General features: G+C 64.7%; 17 protein-coding genes. 6 read left to right on the top strand and 11 right to left on the bottom strand.

Going from position 1 to position 21,260, the window contains the following annotated elements; translation table 11 throughout:
- The first annotated feature begins 1 nt into the window (after window position 1).
- The 5 genes from IPU70_RS02960 (at window position 2) to IPU70_RS02940 (ending at window position 5,908) form a co-directional block, all read left to right on the top strand.
- Window positions 2-1,000 (top strand): tripartite tricarboxylate transporter substrate binding protein, encoded by a 999-nt coding sequence (locus IPU70_RS02960; RefSeq protein ID WP_207464820.1) that lies wholly within the window; start codon window positions 2-4, stop codon window positions 998-1,000.
- A 327-nt stretch (window positions 1,001-1,327) separates the two neighbouring features.
- A complete protein-coding gene (locus IPU70_RS02955) occupies window positions 1,328-1,783 on the top strand; it encodes a helix-turn-helix domain-containing protein (protein WP_207464818.1) in 456 nt (151 codons plus the stop codon).
- Window positions 1,784-2,019: 236 nt separating this feature from the next.
- Window positions 2,020-2,409 carry a DUF4440 domain-containing protein gene (locus IPU70_RS02950; protein WP_207464817.1) on the top strand — a complete coding sequence of 130 codons (390 nt, stop codon included), beginning with the start codon at window positions 2,020-2,022 and terminating at the stop codon, window positions 2,407-2,409.
- A gap of 228 nt (window positions 2,410-2,637) precedes the next feature.
- Entirely contained in the window at window positions 2,638-3,510 is an 873-nt protein-coding gene (locus IPU70_RS02945; protein ID WP_242702297.1) for a transporter, read from the top strand.
- Between the two features lie 271 nt (window positions 3,511-3,781).
- On the top strand, window positions 3,782-5,908 hold the full coding sequence (locus tag IPU70_RS02940) for a mechanosensitive ion channel domain-containing protein (protein ID WP_207464813.1): 2,127 nt from the start codon (window positions 3,782-3,784) through the stop codon (window positions 5,906-5,908).
- Window positions 5,909-5,993: 85 nt separating this feature from the next.
- Here the strand turns inward: IPU70_RS02940 and IPU70_RS02935 are convergent, their stop codons facing one another.
- Genes IPU70_RS02935 through IPU70_RS02925 form a run of 3 tightly spaced genes read right to left on the bottom strand, consistent with a single transcriptional unit; the run spans window position 5,994 to window position 11,728 of the window.
- Entirely contained in the window at window positions 5,994-7,439 is a 1,446-nt protein-coding gene (locus IPU70_RS02935; protein WP_305827097.1) for an efflux transporter outer membrane subunit, read from the bottom strand.
- A 5-nt stretch (window positions 7,440-7,444) separates the two neighbouring features.
- Window positions 7,445-10,588: an efflux RND transporter permease subunit gene (locus IPU70_RS02930; RefSeq protein ID WP_207464811.1), complete on the bottom strand. Its 3,144-nt coding sequence runs from the start codon at window positions 10,586-10,588 to the stop codon at window positions 7,445-7,447.
- Window positions 10,589-10,606: 18 nt separating this feature from the next.
- Complete coding sequence (locus IPU70_RS02925) at window positions 10,607-11,728, bottom strand: efflux RND transporter periplasmic adaptor subunit (RefSeq protein WP_207464809.1); 1,122 nt, start codon at window positions 11,726-11,728, stop codon at window positions 10,607-10,609.
- Window positions 11,729-11,926: 198 nt separating this feature from the next.
- On the opposite strand from IPU70_RS02925, the gene IPU70_RS02920 reads away from it, so the two are divergent.
- Entirely contained in the window at window positions 11,927-12,493 is a 567-nt protein-coding gene (locus tag IPU70_RS02920; RefSeq protein WP_207464807.1) for a TetR/AcrR family transcriptional regulator, read from the top strand.
- A 37-nt stretch (window positions 12,494-12,530) separates the two neighbouring features.
- Here the strand turns inward: IPU70_RS02920 and IPU70_RS02915 are convergent, their stop codons facing one another.
- The 8 genes from IPU70_RS02915 to IPU70_RS02880 are packed head-to-tail and all read right to left on the bottom strand — an operon-like array spanning window position 12,531 to window position 21,234.
- On the bottom strand, window positions 12,531-13,865 hold the full coding sequence (locus IPU70_RS02915) for an FAD-dependent oxidoreductase (protein ID WP_207464805.1): 1,335 nt from the start codon (window positions 13,863-13,865) through the stop codon (window positions 12,531-12,533).
- Window positions 13,862-15,037: an ABC transporter ATP-binding protein gene (locus IPU70_RS33030; RefSeq protein ID WP_305827095.1), complete on the bottom strand. Its 1,176-nt coding sequence runs from the start codon at window positions 15,035-15,037 to the stop codon at window positions 13,862-13,864. Before IPU70_RS33030 ends, IPU70_RS02915 begins: the two co-directional genes overlap by 4 nt.
- Window positions 15,030-16,505: an aldehyde dehydrogenase gene (locus IPU70_RS02905; protein WP_207464801.1), complete on the bottom strand. Its 1,476-nt coding sequence runs from the start codon at window positions 16,503-16,505 to the stop codon at window positions 15,030-15,032. The genes IPU70_RS33030 and IPU70_RS02905 overlap by 8 nt, the downstream gene beginning before the upstream one ends.
- Before the next feature lie 15 nt (window positions 16,506-16,520).
- Window positions 16,521-17,354 carry a carbohydrate ABC transporter permease gene (locus IPU70_RS02900; RefSeq protein WP_207464799.1) on the bottom strand — a complete coding sequence of 278 codons (834 nt, stop codon included), beginning with the start codon at window positions 17,352-17,354 and terminating at the stop codon, window positions 16,521-16,523.
- Window positions 17,347-18,261 (bottom strand): carbohydrate ABC transporter permease, encoded by a 915-nt coding sequence (locus tag IPU70_RS02895; RefSeq protein ID WP_207464797.1) that lies wholly within the window; start codon window positions 18,259-18,261, stop codon window positions 17,347-17,349. Before IPU70_RS02895 ends, IPU70_RS02900 begins: the two co-directional genes overlap by 8 nt.
- Window positions 18,261-19,415, bottom strand: coding sequence for an iron-containing alcohol dehydrogenase (locus IPU70_RS02890; protein WP_207464795.1), 1,155 nt, complete (start codon window positions 19,413-19,415; stop codon window positions 18,261-18,263). Before IPU70_RS02890 ends, IPU70_RS02895 begins: the two co-directional genes overlap by 1 nt.
- Window positions 19,416-19,434: 19 nt before the next feature.
- Window positions 19,435-20,862 carry an MmgE/PrpD family protein gene (locus IPU70_RS02885; protein WP_207464793.1) on the bottom strand — a complete coding sequence of 476 codons (1,428 nt, stop codon included), beginning with the start codon at window positions 20,860-20,862 and terminating at the stop codon, window positions 19,435-19,437.
- Window positions 20,863-21,234, bottom strand: a complete 372-nt coding sequence (locus IPU70_RS02880) for an SCP2 sterol-binding domain-containing protein (protein ID WP_207464792.1) — start codon at window positions 21,232-21,234, stop codon at window positions 20,863-20,865.
- Window positions 21,235-21,260: the final 26 nt, after the last annotated feature.

Raw genomic sequence — 21,260 nt, 5'->3', positions numbered from 1 at the left:
GATGTCTACAAGACGCGATTTCTTGACGAAGATCGGGGCCAGCGCCGTTGCCGTACGCCTTGCTGGCGTTGGCGCCGCGCTGACTGGCCCGGTCGCTGCGCACGCGCAATCGAATGGACCGATTACCCTGGTTGTAGGCTTTCCCGCCGGCGGTGGACCTGACCTGGTGGCCCGGGCGTTGGCCGAGGCAGGGCAGCGCGAACTCAATCAGCCCATAGTGGTTCAAAACAAGACCGGCGCGGGAGGCAGAATTGCCCTGGACTGGCTGGGCAACCAGGCTGCCGACGGATCAGCCTTTGGCCTGACACCGGCTGCCATGCTCGCGTCCTTTCCCCATGTCTACAAGAAACTCTCCTACGATCCAAACAACTTCGTTCCTGTTTGCAAGATATGCGACTACCACGTCTCAGTGGTTACGCGCAGCGATTCGCCGTTCTCGACGCTCAAGGAATTCGTCGCCTGGGCCAAGGAGACCAAGAGAGGCACCTTCGGTGTACCCAGCCGTGGGAGCGGGACTGACTTCGTCGGTAACTTGCTCTCGAAAGCCGAGGATTTGGCATTGGAGCCCATCTTGTACCGGGGTGGTCCCCAACTGACCCAAGCGGTACTGGCTGGCGAAGTGGACGTGGCGATCAACCTGTCGAGCAATTTTGTCGAGCTCGCAAAAGCCGGCAAGGTCAAGGTCCTGGCTGTGAGCACTGCTACCCGTTCCCCATTCTCGCCCGAGGTCCCAACCCTTGCTGAACTGGGCTATGGCGATCTCGTTTTCGAGGAATCCATCGGCATTATTGCGAAAAAGGGAACGCCGGAGAAGACCATTCTCCGAATGCAGGAGGCCGTGCAGAAGGCGATGGGAGAGGCCAGTGTCCTCAACGCCTTGCGGATCCTTGAGTACCGGCCAGACTTCAAGCAGGCCAAACAGTACGGTGAGGATCTGGCTGCTGCGTCCGAGCGCTACCAGGCATTCGTTCAGAAAACCAACTTCCAACCACTCGACTGAACGCCAGGAAGGGGAATATCGAGCATATGTCCCCGGCGCGACCCTTCCCCTGAGAATGAGTTGCACGCTGAGTCAAGATGGCAGCGGCGCCTCCGGATAGCCTCCTGGCGGTAATGGCCCTTGGGCCGATCAACCGGAGGAAATACCCTTGAGCACACCCACGACTGCAAGACTCGCGAGCGTCGATTCCTTCCTCACGCGCCGCCACGGCTCCTTCGCCGACGGCAGGCAACTGTCCGGCGCCAACCGCGAGGTGCTTGACTTGTACGACCCATCCAGCGCGACGATGCGCTGTGGAGTACCGCCGGCTTCAGCGCCGGGGTCGACATGGCCCTGGCGCTCATCGAGGAAGACCGCGGCTACTCCGCCGCCATCGAAATCGCCCAGCTCCTGGTGGTCTTTCTCAAGCGCCCGGCGGGCCAGGCCCAGCATTCCGCGCCACTTGCCAGCCAGTCCGGAGCGAGCGCCGATTTCGGCGCGCTGCACGCCTGGATGCTGAACAATCTTGCCGCCGACCTGAGCGTCGAGGCGCTCGCGGCGCAGACCAACATGACGCCGCGCACCTTCGCGCGGCGCTATGTCGAGCGCGTGAACCGCACGCCGGCGAAAACCGTCGAGCTGTTCCGGGTCGAGGCAGTCAACCGCCGCCTTGGCGAAGCGCATCTCTCACTTAAACAGATCGCCAGGGAATGCGGCTTCAGCAGCGAACAGCAGCTACGCCGCGCCTTCATCAGGCATTTCGGTTTCCCGCCCAGGGCGCAGCATGCCCAGGAAGAGCGCTGATCGATAGGGAAGATCCGCCGCAGGGCGATCTCCCTTCCTCTCTTTTCCCTGCCTGACGGCCGTACTCATTGGCGAGCTGCGCTGGCCATGCCGTTCGGACCATGGCGAATGGAGCGCAGGAATCCCGTCGGGCTGATGGATTGGCAGCATATGACCGTCTTTTGTCATGGCACGGCTGCGGCTCGCCGGTAGAGTTCCAACGACCTTGAATCGGGAGAGATCAGATGGAAACTCACATGACACTGCATGAGCAGATCCAGGCGGCCGAGCACTCCCTGGCGGCGGCAATTGAACGTTCAGATGTGGCGCAGGTGATCGCGCTGTACACCGAGGACGCCCGGCTGATGCCCAACGGGCAGCCGACCTTGCACGGCAAGGCGGCCATTGGCGGCTTCTTCGAGCAGGTCTTTCGGATGGGCGTCACCGGGGCGAGATTCCAGGTGGTCGAAGTGGAGGGCAGGGGGCAGGAGGCCAACGAGATCGGCAGTTATGAGCTTTATGCAAGAACGCCCGCGGGCGACCCCATAGTGGTCGAGAAGGGCCGCTACCTGGTTATCTGGAAGTCCGTGGACGGGAAGTGGCTGCTGCACCGGGACATGTTCAATGCGGACGCAGGCAGCGACTGATCACTTTCTGAACTGATGAAGCGCGGCTTCATCTCCTGAAACCGGCCGGACGATCTGGTCCGGGGCCGGCATGCAGGCATCCCGTTCGAAGCGCATTTTCCTCAAAGAACAATTCCAGCGGAGCAGATCTTCATGAGCTGTTTGGTAGCGTCTTGTCCAAAGAAAAGTGTCCTGGCACATTCATTGTGCGGATTTTCCCTATTTGCCGGCATCGCGCAAGCGGGGGACTTGCCCACGGTCAACCTGGGGTTGACCACCTTCTATGACGGCGCTCCCATTCCCGGCGGGCCGGGATGGTCCGCATCGGTTTATTCATCCCGCTACGAAGGACGCAGGATTACCGACAGCCGCGGGGACAAGATCGGCCTGCCTAAATCCACCACCAGCGTCGACGCCACGGCGCTGCAGCTGATTTACCAGGACGGCGCCTCGAAGAACGTCAACTGGGGCCTTAGCTTCATCCTGCCGGTGCTTACCAAGGCCGAGGTGAACGACGGCCTGAACAATGCCGTGCTCAAGGCACAGGATGGCGTTGCCGACCTTCGGGCCGGCGCCTTCCTGCAGTTCGAACCGCTGATGGGAAAGAACGGCCCCATATTCGCCCACCGGCTGGAGCTGGACGTCGTACTGCCCACCGGCAAATACAACAAGGACCGCGCCATCAATCCCGGAGCAAACTTCTGGTCGGTCAACCCGTATTGGGCGGCAACCCTATGGCTCACGCCCAGGACCACCGTCACGTGGAACGCGCACTACCTCTGGAACGCCAAGAACAATGCGCCGTCGCCGGCCCTATACGGAGCGGACGTCAAGAACGTGCAGGCCGGGCAGGCTGTGCACATCAACTTCAACGCCGCCTATGCGTTCACGGACCAGCTGCACGCCGGCATCAACGGCTATTGGCTGAAGCAATTCACCGACACCAAAGTCAACGGCAACGCCGTTTCCGGTCGACGCGAACAGGTATTCGGCATCGGTCCCGGAGCCATGTACTCGTTCTCGCGCAACAACATCCTGTACGCCAATCTGTACTTCGAGTCAGGCGCGGAGAACAGGGCTGAAGGCAATCGCTTCGTTTTGCGATGGGTGCACAAGCTTTGAGGCTTGCGCGGCCTCGAATTTTGATCGGGAAGTGTGGTTGATTGGACGTCAGGCCCAGGCGGGCCTGATAAAACGATTTATCTTACTTTACATAATACACATTATGCGCATAACGCCAACACGGGACCAGGCTACCCCTGGACTCCTGAAGACCAAGCCTTGCGTCCTGCTCGGGACTCCTCTAAAAGGTAGCCATATCACCATCAGGGAGACGGTCTTGCGAGTTTCAACCCTGCGCTGTTTCCGCCTATGCCTGCCGTTGATACTCCTTGTGCTGAGCTTGGGTTTCATCCCAACCTCATCCGCAGCGCTCCCCAGCCTGACCGGGTCGACTTCCAGCAAACCCATCGACAACGCGCAACTGAACCAATCGCTGGACCAGGTCATCCAGACGCTTGAAAACGACAAGCAACGCGCTGACCTCCTGAGCCAGCTGAAGCAGCTGCGCGACGCGACCAAGCAAGGCGCGGAGAACGAAAAGGACGGCATCCTCGCCCTCATCCGCGACACCGCCGAAAGCCTGGAACGACGCCTGGATGGCCCCGAAGGCGCATTGACCCGCTGGAGCATGCTGTACCGGCAAGCGCGCGCCGAGCTCGCCACCGGCTTGCCGGCATGGCGCGAATGGCCCACGCTGATTGCCGATTTCCTGATCGTTCTGGCGATCTGGGCCGGCCTGGCCCTGGCGCTGCGCTGGATAGGCCGGCGCCTCGAGCGGCGCCGGGCACCGGCTGACGCGGTGCCCGGCCGTCCGAAGACCCGCCAGCTGCTCTGGCTGGCGGCGCGGCAGTTGGCGCCCTGGGCCATCGCCTTTGTGATCATGCTCGCCCTTTCCGTCCTGACGCCGGACTCCGTGGGCCGGCTCGGGGCCCTGGTGCTGGCCTACGTGCTGCTCGTCGGCGCGCTCTTCTCTTCGCTCTGCCTGATCGCCCTGACCCTGCTGGACGGCGCGCACCGCGGGCGGGCGCTGGATATTCTGCAGCGCCGCGCCGCCCTGCCGCTTTGGCTGATAGGCAGTCTGGCCGCACTGGGCGACGCCCTGCACGATCCCGAGGTGACCAGCGTGTTCGGACTCGGCATCGCTCAGTTCGCCGGCCTGCTCGCCAACGTAGCCGCCGCGACGCTGAGCGCGCTGTTCATCCTGCGGTTCCGCCGCCCCGTCACGCACCTGATCCGCAACCAGCCCAAAGAGCGCCGCGTCAAGCGCCAAGGGCTACACAAGCTGCTGCGGCTGATCGGGCCGCTTTGGTTCGTCCCGTTCCTCATCCTGGTTGGCATCTCGCTGTTCACCACCCTGGCTACCGCCAACGACAGCGATCAGGTGATACGCCGCGCCCTGCTTTGCGCGCTGGTGGCAATCGCGGGTATGACCGTCAGCGGCATCATCCGCCGCGCCTACCTCAGTTCCAGCCGCGCCGCGAACCGGCGCACGGCCTACCTGGGACAGCTCAGGTACTTCGGCTACACCCTGCTCTGGATCGCCAACCTGCTGGTGTTCCTGGAAATCGGCTTGCGCGTGCTGGGCCTGTCTCTGATCGCGTTCATGGAAAGTAGCGGATCGGCGATCGGCCCCAAGGTGGCAAGCTTCGTCGGCACCCTGCTGGTAGCCTGGCTGATATGGATCCTGACTGACACCGCGCTGCAGCACACCCTGGGCACCAGCGGCAAAAACCGGGCCAACGTCCGCGCGCTGACCATGCTGCCGCTGATCCGCAACGTCCTGCTTGCCACTATTTTCGTGATTGCCGTGATCGTCGCGCTGGCCAACATGGGCATGAACGTCACGCCACTGCTGGCCGGCGCCGGCGTCATCGGCCTGGCCATCGGCTTCGGCGCGCAATCGCTGGTGGCCGACCTGATCACGGGCCTGTTCATCATCATCGAGAACTCCCTTTCCATCGACGACTACGTGGACGTGGGCAATCACCTTGGATTTGTCGAGGGCCTGACCATACGCACCGTGCGCCTGAGAGACCTGGATGGCGTGGTGCACACGATTCCGTTCAGCGCAATCAAGACTATCAAGAACTACTCGCGCGAGTTCGGCTACGCCATGTTCCGCTGGCCGGTGCCGGCCACCATGCCGATCGACGACGCCGTGGCGCTGGTCCGCGAAGTGGCCACGGAGCTGCGCACCGATCCGGCGATCTATCCCTTCCTGTGGTCGCCCATCGAACAGCAAGGCGTGGAAAGTTTCGACAACGGCCAGGCGATCCTGCGCTTTCGCTTCAAGACCGCGCCGCTGCGGCAATGGGAAGTCCAGCGTGCCTTCAACATGCGCCTGCGGCGCCGGCTGGACCAGGCCGGACTGGAGCCTTCCATGCCGCGCATGAACGTGCAGCTGTCCCGAGCGCGTCCGCCCAAACGCGCGGCCACGGCTTCGGAACAGGACGCATGACGCCCCTTCCCTCTCCCTCCGGCCCGGAACGGCCAGGCAAACGTTCACCCCCGTCGTTCGAACCGGCTGCCGCGCAATGGGCGCCCTACTTTTCCGCTACCCCATCGCCACGCCAGCCTCCGCCCAGGGCGCGAAACAACGAGGCCAGCGCGATCTGGCGCTCGGTCCGGACTTCGATCAACGCGATCTGATTGGCGAAGTCGCTGCGCTGGGCATCCAGGTAGCGCAGATAGTTGTCCACGCCGCCGCGATAGCGCGCCTCGGACAGGCGCAGCGCGGCCTGGCTGCTATCGGTTTGCGCGCGCAGCGCGTCCTCCTGCCTGCGCAAGGTGTCGGTCGCGGCCAGCCCGTCCATGACCTCGCGGAACGCGGTCTGGATCGACTGTTCGTACTCGGCCACCGCCGCTTCCTTCCGGACCCGGGCCAAATCCAGGTTGGCCAGATTGCGGCCGCCGTCGAAGATGGGCAGCGTGATCTGCGGCGCGAACGACCAGGCGCGCTGGCCGCCCGAAAACAGATCCGACAGGTCCGAACTGGCGCTGCCGAACATGCCGGTCAAGGAGATGCGTGGGAAAAACGCCGCGCGCGCGGCGCCGATATCGGCGTTGCGCGCCCGCAGCCGATGCTCCGCGGCCAGGATGTCTGGACGGTAGGTCAGCAGCTCTGACGGCGTGCCCGCCGCCAGTTGCTGCACCAGCATGGGCGCGGCGCCGTCATTGGGAGCCAGGTATGGGCTCAAATCGCTGACTCCTGCCAGCAGCGTCAGCGCATTGGTCGACTGCCGGTACTGCCGTTCCATGCGCGCCAGATCGGCGCGCGCCTGGTCCGTCAGGCCCTTCGCCTGCTCATAATCCAAGGCGCTCCCGATGCCTTCGGCGCGGCGCCGGGCGATCAACTGCAGCGACTGCTCGCGCGATGCCAAAGTGCGTTCGGTATGCAGGCCGCGTTGTCGCGCGCCCTCGCGTGTGAGATAGGCGTCTATCACTTCCGCGATCAGGCTGATGCGGGCGCTGCGGGCGCCGTTCTCGGTGGCCAGATACTCTTGCAGCGCCGCCTCCGACAGGCTGCGCACGCGGCCGAACAGGTCCAGCTCGAAGGTTGTGACGCCCACGCCGGCGCGCCACTCGCTCTGCACGCTGGACGTGCCGTTGGCATTCAGATCCGCCGGACTGTGCTGGCGCGTGCCGCCAGCCTGGGCGCCAATGGATGGCAACTGCTCGGAACGCTGCACGCGGTACATCGCGCGCGCCGCTTCGACGTTGAGCAAGGCGCGGCGCAAATCACGGTTGTTGGCGAGCGCGGTTTCGATCAGTCCGCGCAGCGACGGGTCGGTCACGAAGCCGCGCCAATCCAGCGCGGCGGCGGCCGAGCCAGGTCCGGACGCGAAGTCCGCCCGGTCTTCGGCGCCCCACTGCTGAGCGACGGGGGACGCGGGGCGCTCATAGGTCGGCGCCAGCGCGCAGCCCGTCAGCATTGCCATGACAGCGGCAGCCGCGGCCAGCGGCTTGAGCCGCATGAGGGTATGGGTCATCGCTTTCATTTCTCACCTGCTTGATTGGTCGCCAACTGGCCGGGCGCGACATGCGCCTTGCGGCGTTTGAAAGCGGATAGCGTCCAGACGAAGAACACAGGCACGAACAGCACGCCCAGGATGGTGGCGCTGAGCATGCCGCCCAGCACGCCGGTGCCTATGGCGCGCTGGCTGGTGGCGCCCGCCCCCGTTGCGATGACCAGCGGCACCACGCCCAGGATGAAGGCGACCGACGTCATCACGATGGGACGGAACCGCAGGCGGGCGGCCTCGATCGCGGCCTCCTTCAGTGAGCGCCCCTGCTCATGCAGATCCTTGGCAAACTCGATGATCAGGATGGCGTTCTTGGCCGCGAGGCCAATGATGGTCACCAGCCCCACCTTGAAATACACGTCATTGGGCAAGCCGGCCACGATCACGGCGGCCACCGCGCCCAGCGCGCCTACCGGCACGATCAGCAGCACGGACGCGGGGATCTTCCAGCTTTCGTACAGTGCGACCAGCACCAGGAACACCACCAGCAGCGCCAGCGCCAGCAGCATGGGGGCTTGCGAACCCGTGGCCTTTTCCTGAAACGACAGGCCGGTCCACTCGAAGCCGATGCCCTGGGGCAATTCCGAGATCAGCCGTTCGATTTCCTTCATCGCCTCGCCCGTGCTGCCTCCGGCCGCGGCATCTCCGATCAGCTTGATGCTGGGATAGCCGTTGTAGCGGATCAATTGAACCGGACCATGCTTCCAGCCAATCTCGCTGAAGGATTCGAGCGGCACCAGCTCGCCCGCACGGTTGAGGACATTGAGCTTGCCCACCGACTCCGGCGTGTCGCGGCTTTCGGGCTGGGCTTGCACGATCACGCGCTGCATGCGGCCCTGGTTGGGAAACTCGTTGACCAGCGCCGAGCCGAACGCCGTGGACAGCGCCGAGTTGATGGCATCAAACGACACGCCCAGGGCCTCGGCCTTGCTGCGGTCGATGCGCAGATCCAGCTCCGGCGCGTCGGAAAGCCCCTCGATCAGGATGTAGGAAAAGACCTTGGGATTCCCGTACACCTTCTTCATGAGGCTTTCGGTGGCCGACAGCAAGGCCTCCCGGCCCAGGCCGGCACGGTCCTGCAGGCGCAGCGCAAAGCCCGAGGAATTACCCATGCCTTCCACTGAGGGCGGCACCACCGAGAACAGCACGCCATCGGGAACTCCCGCGAGGTCCTGATTGGCCTGGTCCGCCTCGGCCATGGCCGACTCGCTCTTTGCGCGCTGGGCCCAATCCTTGAACATCACGAAGCCCAGGCCCGCGTTCTGGCCTTGCCCGGAGAAACTGAAGCCTTGCACCGTGAGCACGTCCGAGACGGCCGGGCGCGTGTCCAGGTACTGTTCCAACTGCTGGGTCGTTTCCAGCGTGCGCGACAGCGTGGCGCCCGGCGGCAACTGTATGTCCGTGTTCATGTAGCCCTGATCCTCGGTCGGCAGGAAGGCCGACGGCAGGCTCGCATAGACGTAGCCCAACCCGCCTACAAGAACGGCGTACAGCACCATCATGCGGCCGCTGCGCGCAAGCAGGCGCGCGTTGGTCGCCGAGTAGCGCTCGGTCATGCGCGCGAACACCCGGTTGAACCAGCCGAAGAAGCCCTTCTTTTCGTGATGCCCCTTTTCAATCGGCTTGAGCAACAGGATGCAGAGCGCCGGCGTCAGAGTCAGCGCCAGGAAGCCCGAAAACAGAATCGACACGGCCAACGACACCGAGAACTGACGGTAGATCACGCCTACGGAGCCCGTCATGAAGGCCAGCGGCAGGAACACGGCGGCCAGCACCAGCGTGATGCCCACGATCGCGCCGCTGATCTGCCCCATGGCCTTGATGGTCGCCTCCTTCGGCGACAGGCCCTCTTCGGCCATCAGCCGTTCGACGTTCTCGACCACCACGATGGCGTCGTCCACCAGAATGCCGATCGCCAGCACCATGCCGAACATGGTCATCATGTTGACGGAGAACCCCAGCGGCAGCATGACCGCCAGCGTGCCCAACAGGCAGATGGGCACAACGATGGTCGGGATCAGGGTGTAGCGGAAGTTCTGCAGAAACAGCAGCATCACCAGGAACACCAGGACGACGGCCTCGGCCAGCGTCATCAATACCTTGGAGATGGCCACCTCGACGAATACCGAGGTGTCGAACGGCACGCTATACGCCATATCTCCGGGGAAGTTCCTGGACAGCTCGGCCAAGCGCGCCTTGATGCCTTTGGCGGTTTCCAGCGCGTTGGCGCCGGGCGCGAGCTGCACGCCCATGGCCGCGGCCGGTTGGCCGTTCAGGCGGCTGGACAAGCGGTAGTCCTGGCGACCCAGTTCAATGCGCGCGACGTCGCCAAGACGGACCGTGGAACCGTCCGGGTTGGCGCGCAGCACAATGCCCTCGAATTCCGGAATGGTCGTGAGCTGGCCCTGGACCATGATGGTCGCAGTGATTTCCTGCGTCGACGGGCTGGGCTGTTCGCCCGTGGAGCCGCCCGAAACCTGCACGTTCTGCGCGGCGATCGCCTTGTTGACCTCATCGACCGACAAGCCGTAGCCGACCAGCTTGGCCGGATCGATCCAGATGCGAAGCGCCCGTTCGGCCGCGAACATCTGCACCCGGCCCACGCCCGGCACGCGGCGGATTTCGTTGTTGATATTGCGGGCCGCGTAGTCAGCCAGGCCCACCTGGTCCTTGCCTGCGTCCTTGTAGGTCAGCGCGTAGATCAGCAAGAAGCTGGAACTGGCTTGTTCGAGTTGCAGGCCCTGCTGGATGACGGCCTGCGGCAGTCGCGATTCCACCCGCTTGATGCGGTTCTGCACGTCGACTTGCGCCAGATCGGGATTGGTGCCCGGCTCAAAAGTCACCGTGGTTTCCGCCACGCCAGAGCTGTTGCTCTGCGACTCGTAGTAAAGCAGGCCCTTGGCGCCGTTGAGTTCTTCCTCGATCAGGCTGATGACCGTGTCGTTGATGACTTCGGCGGATGCGCCGGGATAAGTCGCCTTGATGATGACCTGCGGTGGCGCAACGCTGGGGTACTGGGCCACGGGTAGCGCAAAGATGGCGAGCAGGCCCGCCAGGGAAATGAAGATCGCGATGACCAACGCGAAGTTGGGCCGCTGGATGAAGAAGTTCGGCATGATGTGATCAGTCTGGGCTCAAGGTTGTTTGACGGTCACTGGCGTGCCGGCGGGGATCTTGGCGGCGCCATCCACGATGACCTTGTCGCCCGCCGCCAGTCCCTGCGTGATCTGCCACTCCGTACCCTGCATCGCGCCGGTCTGCACCGCGCGCTCTTCCGCCTTGCTGTCGTCGGACACGACCAGCACCTTGGCTTGGCCGTCCGCCCCGCGCATGATGGCGCGCTGGGGGATGAGAATCGCGTTCTGGTCCACGCCCTGTTCGGCGTTGACTCGCACATACATGCCGGGCAAGAGCAGCCCGTCGGGATTGCTGAATTGGCCTCGCAGCAACACCTGGCCCGTGCCCGGATCGACGGAGACGTCGGAGAACAGCAGCCTGCCCTGGGCCGTGTAGTTCGTGCCATCCACCCGGACGCTCACCGCCGATTCGGCCTGGCCGCCAGTCTGCATCCGACCGCCTGCGACTGCCTCGCGCAGCTTCAGCACCGCATTGACAGGCTGCCGGAAGTCCGCATAGATGGGATCGATCTGCTGGATCAGCGCCATGGGCGTCGATTCGCCCTGCCCGACCAGGCTGCCTTCGGTCACCAGGCCGCGGCCGATGCGGCCCGAGATGGGCGCGCGCACACTGGCATAGCCCAGGTCCAGCTGCGCGACCTTTACCTCCGCCTGGGCGGACTGCTGATTGGCCTTCGCGGTCTGAAGCGCGGCCAACGCGTCGTCATATTCCTGACGGCTGACAGCCTCGATCTTGACCAGGGGCTGATACCGGCTGACCAGCGCCTGGGCCTGCTTGACCTGGGCCTGGGCCCGCGCCAGCGCGCCTTGGGTACGCGCTAGCGAGGCCTCCAGCGGCGCCGGCTCGATCGTGAAAAGCAGATCGCCCTCCTTCACCGTGGCCCCTTCCTCGAAATGGCGCTTCTGGACGATGCCCGCGACCCGCGCGCGCACTTCCGCCACGCGCACAGGGGAAATCCGCCCGGGCAGATCGACCATGATCGCCTGGGGCCGGGGGGCAATCACCAGGGGCTCCACTTCGACGGGCGGCACCTGCGCCGCTTGCGGGTCCTGCTCGCCACACCCGGCGAGAACGGCGAGCAGGCATAGCGCCATGGCGCTGGCTCTGAATCGGGTCATGTAGTCCTCTGACATCCAAATGCCGCCTCAGGCTGAGGCGATCGAGGACCCGATAGTACTTATTGGATTTAAATGAGTCAATATTGATTCAATAGATTTTTAGTAGACTCATAAGATTCGTAGTAGACTTTATGTGTTTGTTTTTAGCCACAATTGAATTCAAAAAGACTCAACAATATCGGTCGCCAGGAGAACCCCATGTCTGAAGCCCTCGACGACAAGCTCGCCCGCGCATTGGCCCTATCCGTCTCACAACAGCCCAGGGCGAACCTGCAACAGCTGGCGCGCAGCGCCGGCATCAGCAAAGCGACGCTGTACCGGATATCGCCCACCCGCGAAGGGGTCATCGACCTGCTCATCGAGCGGGCCACCCAACACCTGCAAGATGCGCTGGTCCGCGCGGACCTGGAGACGCCGCCCCATGCGGCAGCGCTCCAGCGCCTGACCGAAGCGATGGTCCTGGGCCGGGAGTACTACCTGTTCTGGAATCACGCCCAGTGGGTCCGCGTGATAGATGCAAGAAACGAGGACGTCAACGCACCGATACCCTCGTTCTACGGGGATGCCTTGGAGACCTTCTTCCTGAGCGGTCAGAAGGCTGGCGTCTTTCGTATAGATGTGCCTTCCCTGTGGCTGGTCAGGGCGTACGACTCCCTGCTGTACGCGGCGATGGATGCCGCTCAGCGCGGGGAAATTGCGCCGCTCGGCATGACTTCCATGGTGCAGAAGCTCTTTCTGGAAGGGGCGGCCAACGCGGCCTCTTGATCCGAGCCAGCACGATCTGCTCATGCGTGCGAGCCGCTCAGCCCCCCGGCTCCAGTATCGCGCCCTCCCGCCGCAGCGCCTCTTGCAGCGCCGGGACCTCGACCGAGCGGCTGTCGCAGTTTGCCGACAGCGCCATGGCCGCGGCGATGCCCGCGGCTTCGCCCATGGCCATCGATGGCGCGGATACGCGGATCGACGCTTGCGCCTCATGCGTGGACGACACGCAGCGCCCGGCCACCAGCACGTTGCGCAGCCCGGCCGGCGTCAGGCAGCGATACGGGATCCGGCAGTACTCGCCGGGTTCCAGGAACTTCCATACGGTTTTCAGTCCCTGGGCATGGACTTCGACGGGCCAGGCGTTGCAGGCGATCCCGTCTTCAGGCTTCGCGGCGCCCAGGACTTCTTCCGCCGTCAGCACGTGGTCGCCTTCGATCAGCCGCGTTTCCCGGATGCCGATCTGCGCGCCAATATCGATGATGCGCGCCCGCGCAAAACCGGGCATGTGCTCGCGCAGCACGGATTCGTACAAATAGGCCTGGCGGCGTCCTTCTCTTTCCGCTTCGGACAACTGCATCGGATCGGTCAGGTCGAATGGCTCGCCGTCGCTGCGGGCGACGCGGGTCGCGTTCAGGTGCACGACGCCTTCTATCGGGTTCGGGTATAGCGCGACCATGGTCCGGGGCAACGGCGTGCCGGCCGCGACGATCGCGGCCATGCGTTCGCCGACCTCGTCCCGGCTCAATTTGCCGAACGTTTCCACATCCACGGGCGCCATGCGGAACATGCTGGAACCGAACTGCGTGATCCCGCCCGAACCCAGCTCGAATGGCGCGCCGGCACGCGCGGCGATGTCGCCGTCGCCGGTACAGTCGATGACCATGCGGGGCCGCACCGCGTGGCGCCCACCCTTGTTTTCCACAAAGACGGTGGCGACCCGGCCGTCTTCGGCGGCAACGTCGGCCACCCAGGAATGGAACATGACCTCCACGCCATAGGCTGCCATCATCTCGTCGGCCACCAGGCGCACGCTGGTGGGATCGTAAGGCAGCGACGCGGCTTGGGACCAGCGCCGCGGAGCCGTCACGGCATCGCGCTGCTTCAGCCGGTCCACCAGTTCACCGAACAGGCCGTCGACGACGGGAATCAGGTCATCGGGCGTGACCGCCCAGACGCCGCAGAAGCCTCCCAGCGTGACTGCGGACACCGTGCCGCCCAGAAAGCCCCAGCGCTCCAGCAGCAGCACTTTGGCCCCCGCCCGGGCCGCGGCGGCCGCGGCGGCGATGCCCGCCACGCCGCCTCCGGCCACCAGCACGTCGGGTTCTCCCAGCACGGGAGTCTCGCGGGCCGGCTCCCTGACAGTCTTTGGGTTCATGCGAATTTCTCCCTCAGCGGACGCGCGTCGGCGCGCACGGGTTCAATACGGTTTCCGTTGTCCGCGTCGAACAGATGCACGCGGCTCCAGTCCAGACTCAGGTTCACGCGGTCGCCGGCGCGGTAGCGCACCTCGCTATCGAGCTTGACGCGCAATGAGACACCACAGGCCTGGAGGGTGACCACCTGTTCCGTGCCCAGGCGCTCCACCAGTTCGATCGCCGCCGGCAATCCCTCCTCCCCTATCCGGAGATACTCGGGCCGTATGCCCAGCGTCAGGCTGTTCGGCAACGGGCCGTATCCCGAAGCGGCGCGGTACCGGACCGATCCGGGCAGCACCTGTCCGTTGATGGCGAACCCTTCCCCCGCGGGCTGCGCCGTCACCAGATTGATGGCGGGACTGCCCACGAAACCCGCGACGAACGCGTTGGCCGGGGCGTCGTAAAGATCGTCCGGCGTGCCGTCCTGCTGGATCCTGCCCTGGTTCATGACGATGACGCGGGTGCCCATGGTCATCGCCTCGACCTGGTCGTGCGTCACGTAGATGAAGGTGCGCTTCAGGCGCTGGTGCAGCCGTATGATCTCGGCCCGCGTATGGGAGCGCAGCTGCGCATCCAGGTTGGACAGCGGCTCGTCCATCAGGAAGACGGACGGATCGTGGATCATGGCGCGCGCCAGCGCCACGCGTTGGCGCTGGCCGCCGGAGAGTTCACGCGGTTTGCGATGCAGCAGGTGCTGCATGCCCACGGCTTCCGCGGCCTTGGCGGCCTGATCGCGATGCGAGCGCTTGCGTTCCCGCGCCGCGGGGATCAAGCCTCGCAACAGCGGTATCTCGTAGTACCAGGGCATGTCGCGCATCCGCAGCGGAAAGCTGATGTTGTCGGCCACGCTCAGGTGGGCATAGAGCGCGTAGCTCTGGAACACCATAGCGATGTCGCGGCGGCGCGGCGGGAAATCCGTCACGTCGCGCGCGCCGATGCGGATGCGCCCGGCGCTGGGCTCCTCCAGGCCTGCGATCAATCGCAGCAAGGTGCTCTTGCCGCAGCCCGAGGGCCCCAGCAGCACCACGAACTCGCCGGGATCGATGGACAAGTTCAGGTCGTGCAGGACGGCGTTGTCGCCGAAGCGCTTCGCGATCCCGTCGATCTCGATCCGGGAGCTGGGCTTAGACAAGTGCATAACGGACATTTTTCACCTGCGTGTCGTCCAACATTGCCAACATGCCGCGCTCCTTGCCGATGCCGCTTTCCTTGTAGCCGCCAAAAGGAGCATCGACGGCCGCCTTGGCGCCATGGTTGACGCACACCGTGCCGGCCTGGATCTTGCGCACCAGGCGCATGGAACGGGCCGCGTCGCGCGTGAAGACGGCGGCCGCCAGCCCGAACGGCGAATCGTTGGCAATCCGCACCGCGTCGTCCTCGGTGTCGAAGGCCATGACGGTCTGCACCGGGCCGAAGATCTCTTCACGCGCCACTCGCATGGTGTTGTCGGCCTCCAGGAACAGGACGGGATCCATGTAATAGCCTTTGCTCAGCTCCGGCCGGTTGGCGAGGTCCACGCCGCGCACGGTCCGCACGCCCTCCTCGCTCGCCACCTGCAGATAGGCCTGGATACGCTTGATCTGCGTGGCGTTGACAATGGGCCCCATTTCCGTGGCTTCGTCGGCGGGCCGGCCGATCCGCACCTGCGCGATCCGCTTGCCCAGCTTCTCGATGAATTCGTCGTGGACCCGCCGCTCGACGACCAGCCGCGTGCAGGCGGCGCATACCTGCCCGGTATTGCGCGTCATGTCGTTGTAGGCGGTGGTGACGGCAGCGTCGATGTCGCTGTCGGCAAACACGATCAGGGGTGACTTGCCGCCCAGTTCCAAGGTCAAGCGCTTGATCGAATCCGCCGCCGCGCGGAAGATCTTGCGGCCCGTCACCGTGCCGCCGGTAAACGAGATCTTGGCCACGCCCGGATGACGCGCCAGCGCGTCGCCCGCCTCCTCTCCCGTGCCGTGGATGATATTGATGACGCCCGGCGGAATACCTGCCTCCAGGGCGGCCAGGCCCAGCTCGGTGGTGGACAGCGGGGTGACTTCCGAGGGCTTGATCACCACGGTATTGCCCGCCGCCAGCGCCGGCGCCAGTTTCAGGACCGCCAGGCTGACGGGATAATTCCAGGGCACGATCAAACCGCATACGCCCAGGGGTTCGCGCAAGGTGAAGTCCATGATGGTGGGATCGGAAACATTGATGGTCTCTCCGCCCATGCCCAGCAGCACGCCGGCGTAGTACTCCAGCGTCGGCGCCAACCCTGCCATCGACGCCCGCGATTGCTTGATGGGCTTGCCCACGTCCAGCATTTCGATCTGCGCCAGCATCTCGGCCCTGTCGTTCAGCGCGGCCGCCAGCCGCAACAACGCCTTGCTGCGCTCCTTGGGCGTCATCCGGCCCCACGCGCCCTCGAAGGCCAGGCGGGCCGCCTGCACCGCGCGGTCCACGTCCTCGGCCCCGGCCTGCGCCACCTGCGCCAGGATTTCGCCGTTGTCCGGATTGATGCTGGCGAAGGTCGCCCCGGAAGCCGCGGGCACTTCCTGGCCGCCGATCAACAAGGGGTACGGCTTCTGGCGCAAGGTCTTCGGCAATGCCTGATCCATTTTTGTCTCCTATTGCTAGCCCTTGACCGATCCAGAGGTCAGGCCGCTGATGAAATAGCGTTGAAAGAACAGGTACAGGAAAATGATGGGAATGGTGGTGATGGTTCCCATGGCCATCATCTGGCCGTCCGTGACCGAGTAGTCGGCCGCCAGCAAGCCGACAGCCAGGGGCAGCGTGCGCATGCTGTCGGAGTTGATGATGATCAGCCCGAACAGATAGTCGTCCCAGGCCAGGATGAAACAGAAGAGAAAGGTCGCCACGATGCCCGGCAGGGCCACCGGCAGGACCACGCGCCACAAGGCGCCGATGCGACTGGCGCCGTCCACGATGGCGGCCTCTTCGATTTCCGGGGGCACTTGCGCGAAGTACCCCTTGAGCACCCAGACCGAGAACGGCACGGCATAGGTCGCCACGGCCAGGATCAACCCCAACCTCGTGTCCAGGAGCCCAAGCTTGCTGAGCAGCAGATAGAACGGCAAGGCCAGCAGAATGACCGGCACGAGGTAGATCACCAGCACGAAGGCGCCCAGCACCCGCTTGCCCCTGAACTCGAAGCGCGACAAGGCGTAGCCTCCAAGTATCGCCACCACGGTGCTGAAGACCGCCGTGGCGGTCGAGACGATCAGGCTGTTCAGGAAATAGACGCTGAAGTTCTTCTCCAGCCAGGCGGAGCGCAAATGCGACCAGTCGATCGTGGCCGGTATCCACGACGCTTGCGGCGAATAGATTTCGGCCGTGGGCTTGATCGCCGTCAACACCATCCACACAATCGGAAACAGCACCGCGAACGTGGTCGCGATCACGGCGGCGTAGGCAAAGAGCACACCCGGAGTCGGCTTCCTAAGCATGGCGGTTCTCCTTCAGCGCCCTCGCATAGACCACGGCGACCGCCATCAGGACGATCAGCAGCAGCACGGCCAGCGCGGAGGCCTGCCCGAACTGGTGTGCGCCAAAGGCTTTCAGGTACACCAGGATCGGCAGTATTTCCGTCGAGTCCGCCGGTCCGCCGCCCGTCAGCAGCCACATGAGCGAGAAGTTGTTCGCGATCTGCATGGTGCGCAACAGCACCAGGGTGGCGATGATCAGCTTCAGGTTCGGCAACGTCACGTACCAGAATTCCCGCAACGCTCCAGCCCCCGAGATGCGCGCCGCCTCGTATTCGTCCTTGGGTATGCCCTGCAAGGCGGCAACCACCATGATCAGCACGAACGGCACGCCGCGCCACAGGTTGATCAGCAGCGCGCTGGCCATGGCGGTGTCCGGCTCCGACAGCCAGGGCAAGGTCGCGCCCCAGTCGAACCCCAGGTTCCGCAGCGTGACATTGACAATGCCCGATTGCGGATTGAGGATCCAGCGCCATAGATAGGCGATGACGGCCACCGGCATCACCCAGGGCAGGAACAGCGCCGCGCGGAAGAAATTGCGCCCGATGACGAGCCGTTCCAGGATCACGGCCAGTCCCACCCCCACGATGATCTGAGAAGAAACCGAGCCCGCCACCCAGACCAGGGTATTCCACGCCGCGATCCAGAACCGGGGCTCCTTGAGGACCGCAACGTAGTTGTCCAGGCCGACAAAGCGCCCCAACCCCAACCCCAGCTGGGCTTCGTAGAAGCTCAGGAAAATGGAGTACAGCAGCGGCACCAGCGTCAGCGCCGTCAGCAGGATGAGCGCCGGCGCCATCAGCAGATAAGGCAGGCTGTGCCGGGCCAACCTGGGACCCGGCCGCCACAGGGATATGGCGGGCGCGTTCATCACAGCATCCGCTGGTACATGGACTGGATCTCGCCGCGCGACATCTTGCGGCAGTTGATCAGGGTGGAGCGGCTGTTCTCCGCCAGTTCCGACAGGCGTTCTATCATTTCGGGCTTAACGCCCAGCGGCGCCAGCGAACGCGACACGCCGATCTCGTCGCGCAAGGCCGTCACGCGCTCCAGCAGGGCCCGGGCGGCGGCTTGGTCGTCCGCGTCCTTGCCTGCCGCGCCTATCGCCCGCCCTATCGTGGCGTAGAGGTCCGGCCGCGCCTCCAGGTTGAACGCCATGACGTGCGGCAGGATGGCCGAGAGGCTTTCGCCGTGCGTCACATCCAGCAAGGATTCGACCGGCGTGGACAGTCCATGCACGGCATCGTTGCCCTTGCAGGAAATGGCGATGCCCGCCAGATGGCTGGCCAGCATCATGTTCTCGCGCGCCTCCAGGTCGTCTCCCTGCCGCACGGCGCGCGGCAGGTTCTCGATGACCAGGCGCATCGCCTCCAACGCCAGGACATCGGCAATGGGATGCTGGCTGCTGTTCGTATAGGCGCCCATGGCGTGGATCAGCGCGTCCATCCCGGTGGCGGCGGTCATGCGCGCCGGCACGCTCGCCGTGATCTCGGGGTCCAGGACCGACAACACGGGCCGGCAGCGCAAGCTGCGGATCAGGTACTTCCGGCCGTCGTCGTCCTTCACCATCGCAGCCGAGGTCGCCTCGCTACCGGTGCCGGAGGTGGTTGGCACGGCGAAGAACGGCACCGGTTCCCCCGGCAGATGGTCGACGCCCTGGGTCACCTGCTCCACGATCTCCTTACCCGACAACAGGGTCGTGGCCATGGCCTTGGCGGCGTCCATGGAGCTGCCGCCGCCCAAGGCCAGCAAGCCGTCGAACGCTTCCGAGCGCCAGAGTTCGACGCCTCGCCGCACCTCGGTCATCGTGGGGTTGGGCTGCACTTCGCCGAAGATGCGCGCGTCGATGCCGTCCTTGGCCAGCGTCCGCGCGACACTGTCCGCCAGGCCGCACTTGACCAGCCCGGCGTCGGTGACAATCAGCATGCGCCGCACATTCATGGCCTTCGCGCGCGCGCCCAGCTGGCTCAACGCCCCGCGCCCGAACACCATGTCGCGCGGCCATACGGTGGAGAAATTCTTCATTTCGCGTTTCCTCGTGGGGTTAGCCGTTCCTGGGGCGCAGCAAGGCGCCGACTTCATTGATGTCATGGATCGTTTCCAGCGTGCGCAAGGCCTGCGCGGCCTCGCAAGCCTGGGAATAGGACAGCACGTCCTCCGCGCCTTCCATGAATTTCTCGACGTGGTCGAAAGTCCGGTCGCGGGCGCCCAGCAACTGCTTGCGCTCCTCATGCAGCACTTCGCCGTCCTCCATGTGCAGTTCCACCCGCGAGCCGTACTGGTAGTCCTTGTAATAGGCCTTCTGCATGTCAGGATCGGTGCGGTACTCGACGATGCCGTGCAGCCGCGCGATCTCGGGGTCGAAGATCCGCTCTTTGAGGAACTGCTTGTAGGTGAGCTTGCCGTCGACCAGCGCGGCGGCCACGGCATAGCCCGCGTCAAAGCACAGGCCCATGTGGCTCAACCTGTCGTCGCGGATCAGTTCGCGGATGTCCGGTTCGAAGCCGTGGTAGCGGCCGCTGACGTAGATCGTGACGCCGGGGCATTGAATGACGATCTTGCGGATCCTGCGCATCGCCTGCGGCCCGAGCCGGGCGTTGAGCGTAATGGCCGATTCGATCGCCGCCAGGTTGTAGGCGCAGGACGGATAGCGCTTGGTGTTCAAAGTCAGGGTGTACCAGTCCTGCCCCAAGCCCTTGAGCAGTTCGGCATGGTCCACCTCCTCGGAGACCGTGGCCAGGTAGCCCGCCGGATGCTCGATCATGTCGAGATTGCCGATCAACCCTTCCTTGGCAAGACTCGCCGAGACGATGCCCCACATGGCCGGCAGCCCGTTCACCAGCACCTTGGAATCGCTGGCCCAGCCCAGGAAGCAGTTCTCCATCGCCAGATAGGCCGAATGGCTGACCGACCGCGCCAATGCAATGGGATCGAGCTTCATCAGATGGCCGGCGACCAGGGACGCTTCGGCCTGATGGTTCGGCATGCCGTTGCCGAGATACGCGCCGCGCTGGATGGCCCGCGAGGTGCGGCCCGCGATCTCGTTGCCGATCACGACCGCAGTCACCACGTCGCGGCCGCTGCTGCGGCAGGCTTCGCCGCTGGCAAAGGCGGTGGGCACGACACAGGCGCCCGTGTGGCTGATCAGGACCCAGTCATCCCATTCGATGATCTGGCCCGTGCCCGCGTTGTAGAGCGCCGCGGCCGGCGCGGGAACCTTCTCGGGCAGACCGAACAGGGTTGCGACTTCGCCGCTGCCCAGGATCCGGCTGCCCCTGCGCAAGGATTCCGCGCCCGGCATGCGTGAGCCGGCGAGACAGGATCCTATCGTGGCGAGGATCTGGTCCTTGGCCGTCGTGGCGACCGCCTCGGGCAACGCCTCGTAGTTCAGGCCGGCGACGAACCTGGCGTATTCCATGGTGACCGGTTCGCGCACCAGTCCCTGCGCTTGCTGCAATTCCGACGCGCCCATTCATGCCTCCAGAAGCAAAAGTGCCTGCATCAGCATGGACAGCTGCATGATGTAGCGGCGTTCATGCTTGGGAAAATTGCTGCGGCCGCCCAGCACGACCGTCATCACCGACCACTTGCCGGAAAAGACCTGTTTCCAGTCCGCGGCGCCCATGGCGATGGTCGCGTATGCGGGCTGCGCGGGGTCGGCCGGACGGATCTCGGCCGCGCTGGCCGTCAGCTTCACGCTCATGGCAGGTTCGCCGGTGCATTCGAAACGGAACTCGCGTCCCAGCGCCCCTTCCAGGCGGCGACTCATCAATTGGTATCCATTGCGCTCCCAGCGTTGCGCGAGCGCGCGCAACCCCGTGCCAAGGATGGTGTCATCCTGCATGCTGTTTCTCCGATGGATGGAAAAGC

It is taken from the genome of Achromobacter sp. SD115, assembly GCF_017355315.1.
Lineage (GTDB): Bacteria > Pseudomonadota > Gammaproteobacteria > Burkholderiales > Burkholderiaceae_B > Achromobacter > Achromobacter xylosoxidans_B.
This window is presented reverse-complemented; position numbering and strand designations above follow the sequence as displayed.

What these genes read in the sequence shown, in the direction of transcription:
- IPU70_RS02905 (WP_207464801.1), bottom strand. Translation starts at nt 16,505, where the DNA reads ATGGATCAGGCATTGCCGAAGACCTTGCGCCAGAAGCCGTACCCCTTG.
- IPU70_RS02890 (WP_207464795.1), bottom strand. Translation starts at nt 19,415, where the DNA reads ATGAAGAATTTCTCCACCGTATGGCCGCGCGACATGGTGTTCGGGCGC.
- IPU70_RS02895 (WP_207464797.1), bottom strand. Translation starts at nt 18,261, where the DNA reads ATGAACGCGCCCGCCATATCCCTGTGGCGGCCGGGTCCCAGGTTGGCC.
- IPU70_RS02915 (WP_207464805.1), bottom strand. Translation starts at nt 13,865, where the DNA reads ATGAACCCAAAGACTGTCAGGGAGCCGGCCCGCGAGACTCCCGTGCTG.
- IPU70_RS02900 (WP_207464799.1), bottom strand. Translation starts at nt 17,354, where the DNA reads ATGCTTAGGAAGCCGACTCCGGGTGTGCTCTTTGCCTACGCCGCCGTG.
- IPU70_RS02955 (WP_207464818.1), top strand. Translation starts at nt 1,328, where the DNA reads ATGGCCCTGGCGCTCATCGAGGAAGACCGCGGCTACTCCGCCGCCATC.
- IPU70_RS02920 (WP_207464807.1), top strand. Translation starts at nt 11,927, where the DNA reads ATGTCTGAAGCCCTCGACGACAAGCTCGCCCGCGCATTGGCCCTATCC.
- IPU70_RS02930 (WP_207464811.1), bottom strand. Translation starts at nt 10,588, where the DNA reads ATGCCGAACTTCTTCATCCAGCGGCCCAACTTCGCGTTGGTCATCGCG.
- IPU70_RS02960 (WP_207464820.1), top strand. Translation starts at nt 2, where the DNA reads ATGTCTACAAGACGCGATTTCTTGACGAAGATCGGGGCCAGCGCCGTT.
- IPU70_RS02925 (WP_207464809.1), bottom strand. Translation starts at nt 11,728, where the DNA reads ATGACCCGATTCAGAGCCAGCGCCATGGCGCTATGCCTGCTCGCCGTT.
- IPU70_RS02935 (WP_305827097.1), bottom strand. Translation starts at nt 7,439, where the DNA reads ATGACCCATACCCTCATGCGGCTCAAGCCGCTGGCCGCGGCTGCCGCT.
- IPU70_RS02880 (WP_207464792.1), bottom strand. Translation starts at nt 21,234, where the DNA reads ATGCAGGATGACACCATCCTTGGCACGGGGTTGCGCGCGCTCGCGCAA.
- IPU70_RS02885 (WP_207464793.1), bottom strand. Translation starts at nt 20,862, where the DNA reads ATGGGCGCGTCGGAATTGCAGCAAGCGCAGGGACTGGTGCGCGAACCG.
- IPU70_RS02950 (WP_207464817.1), top strand. Translation starts at nt 2,020, where the DNA reads ATGACACTGCATGAGCAGATCCAGGCGGCCGAGCACTCCCTGGCGGCG.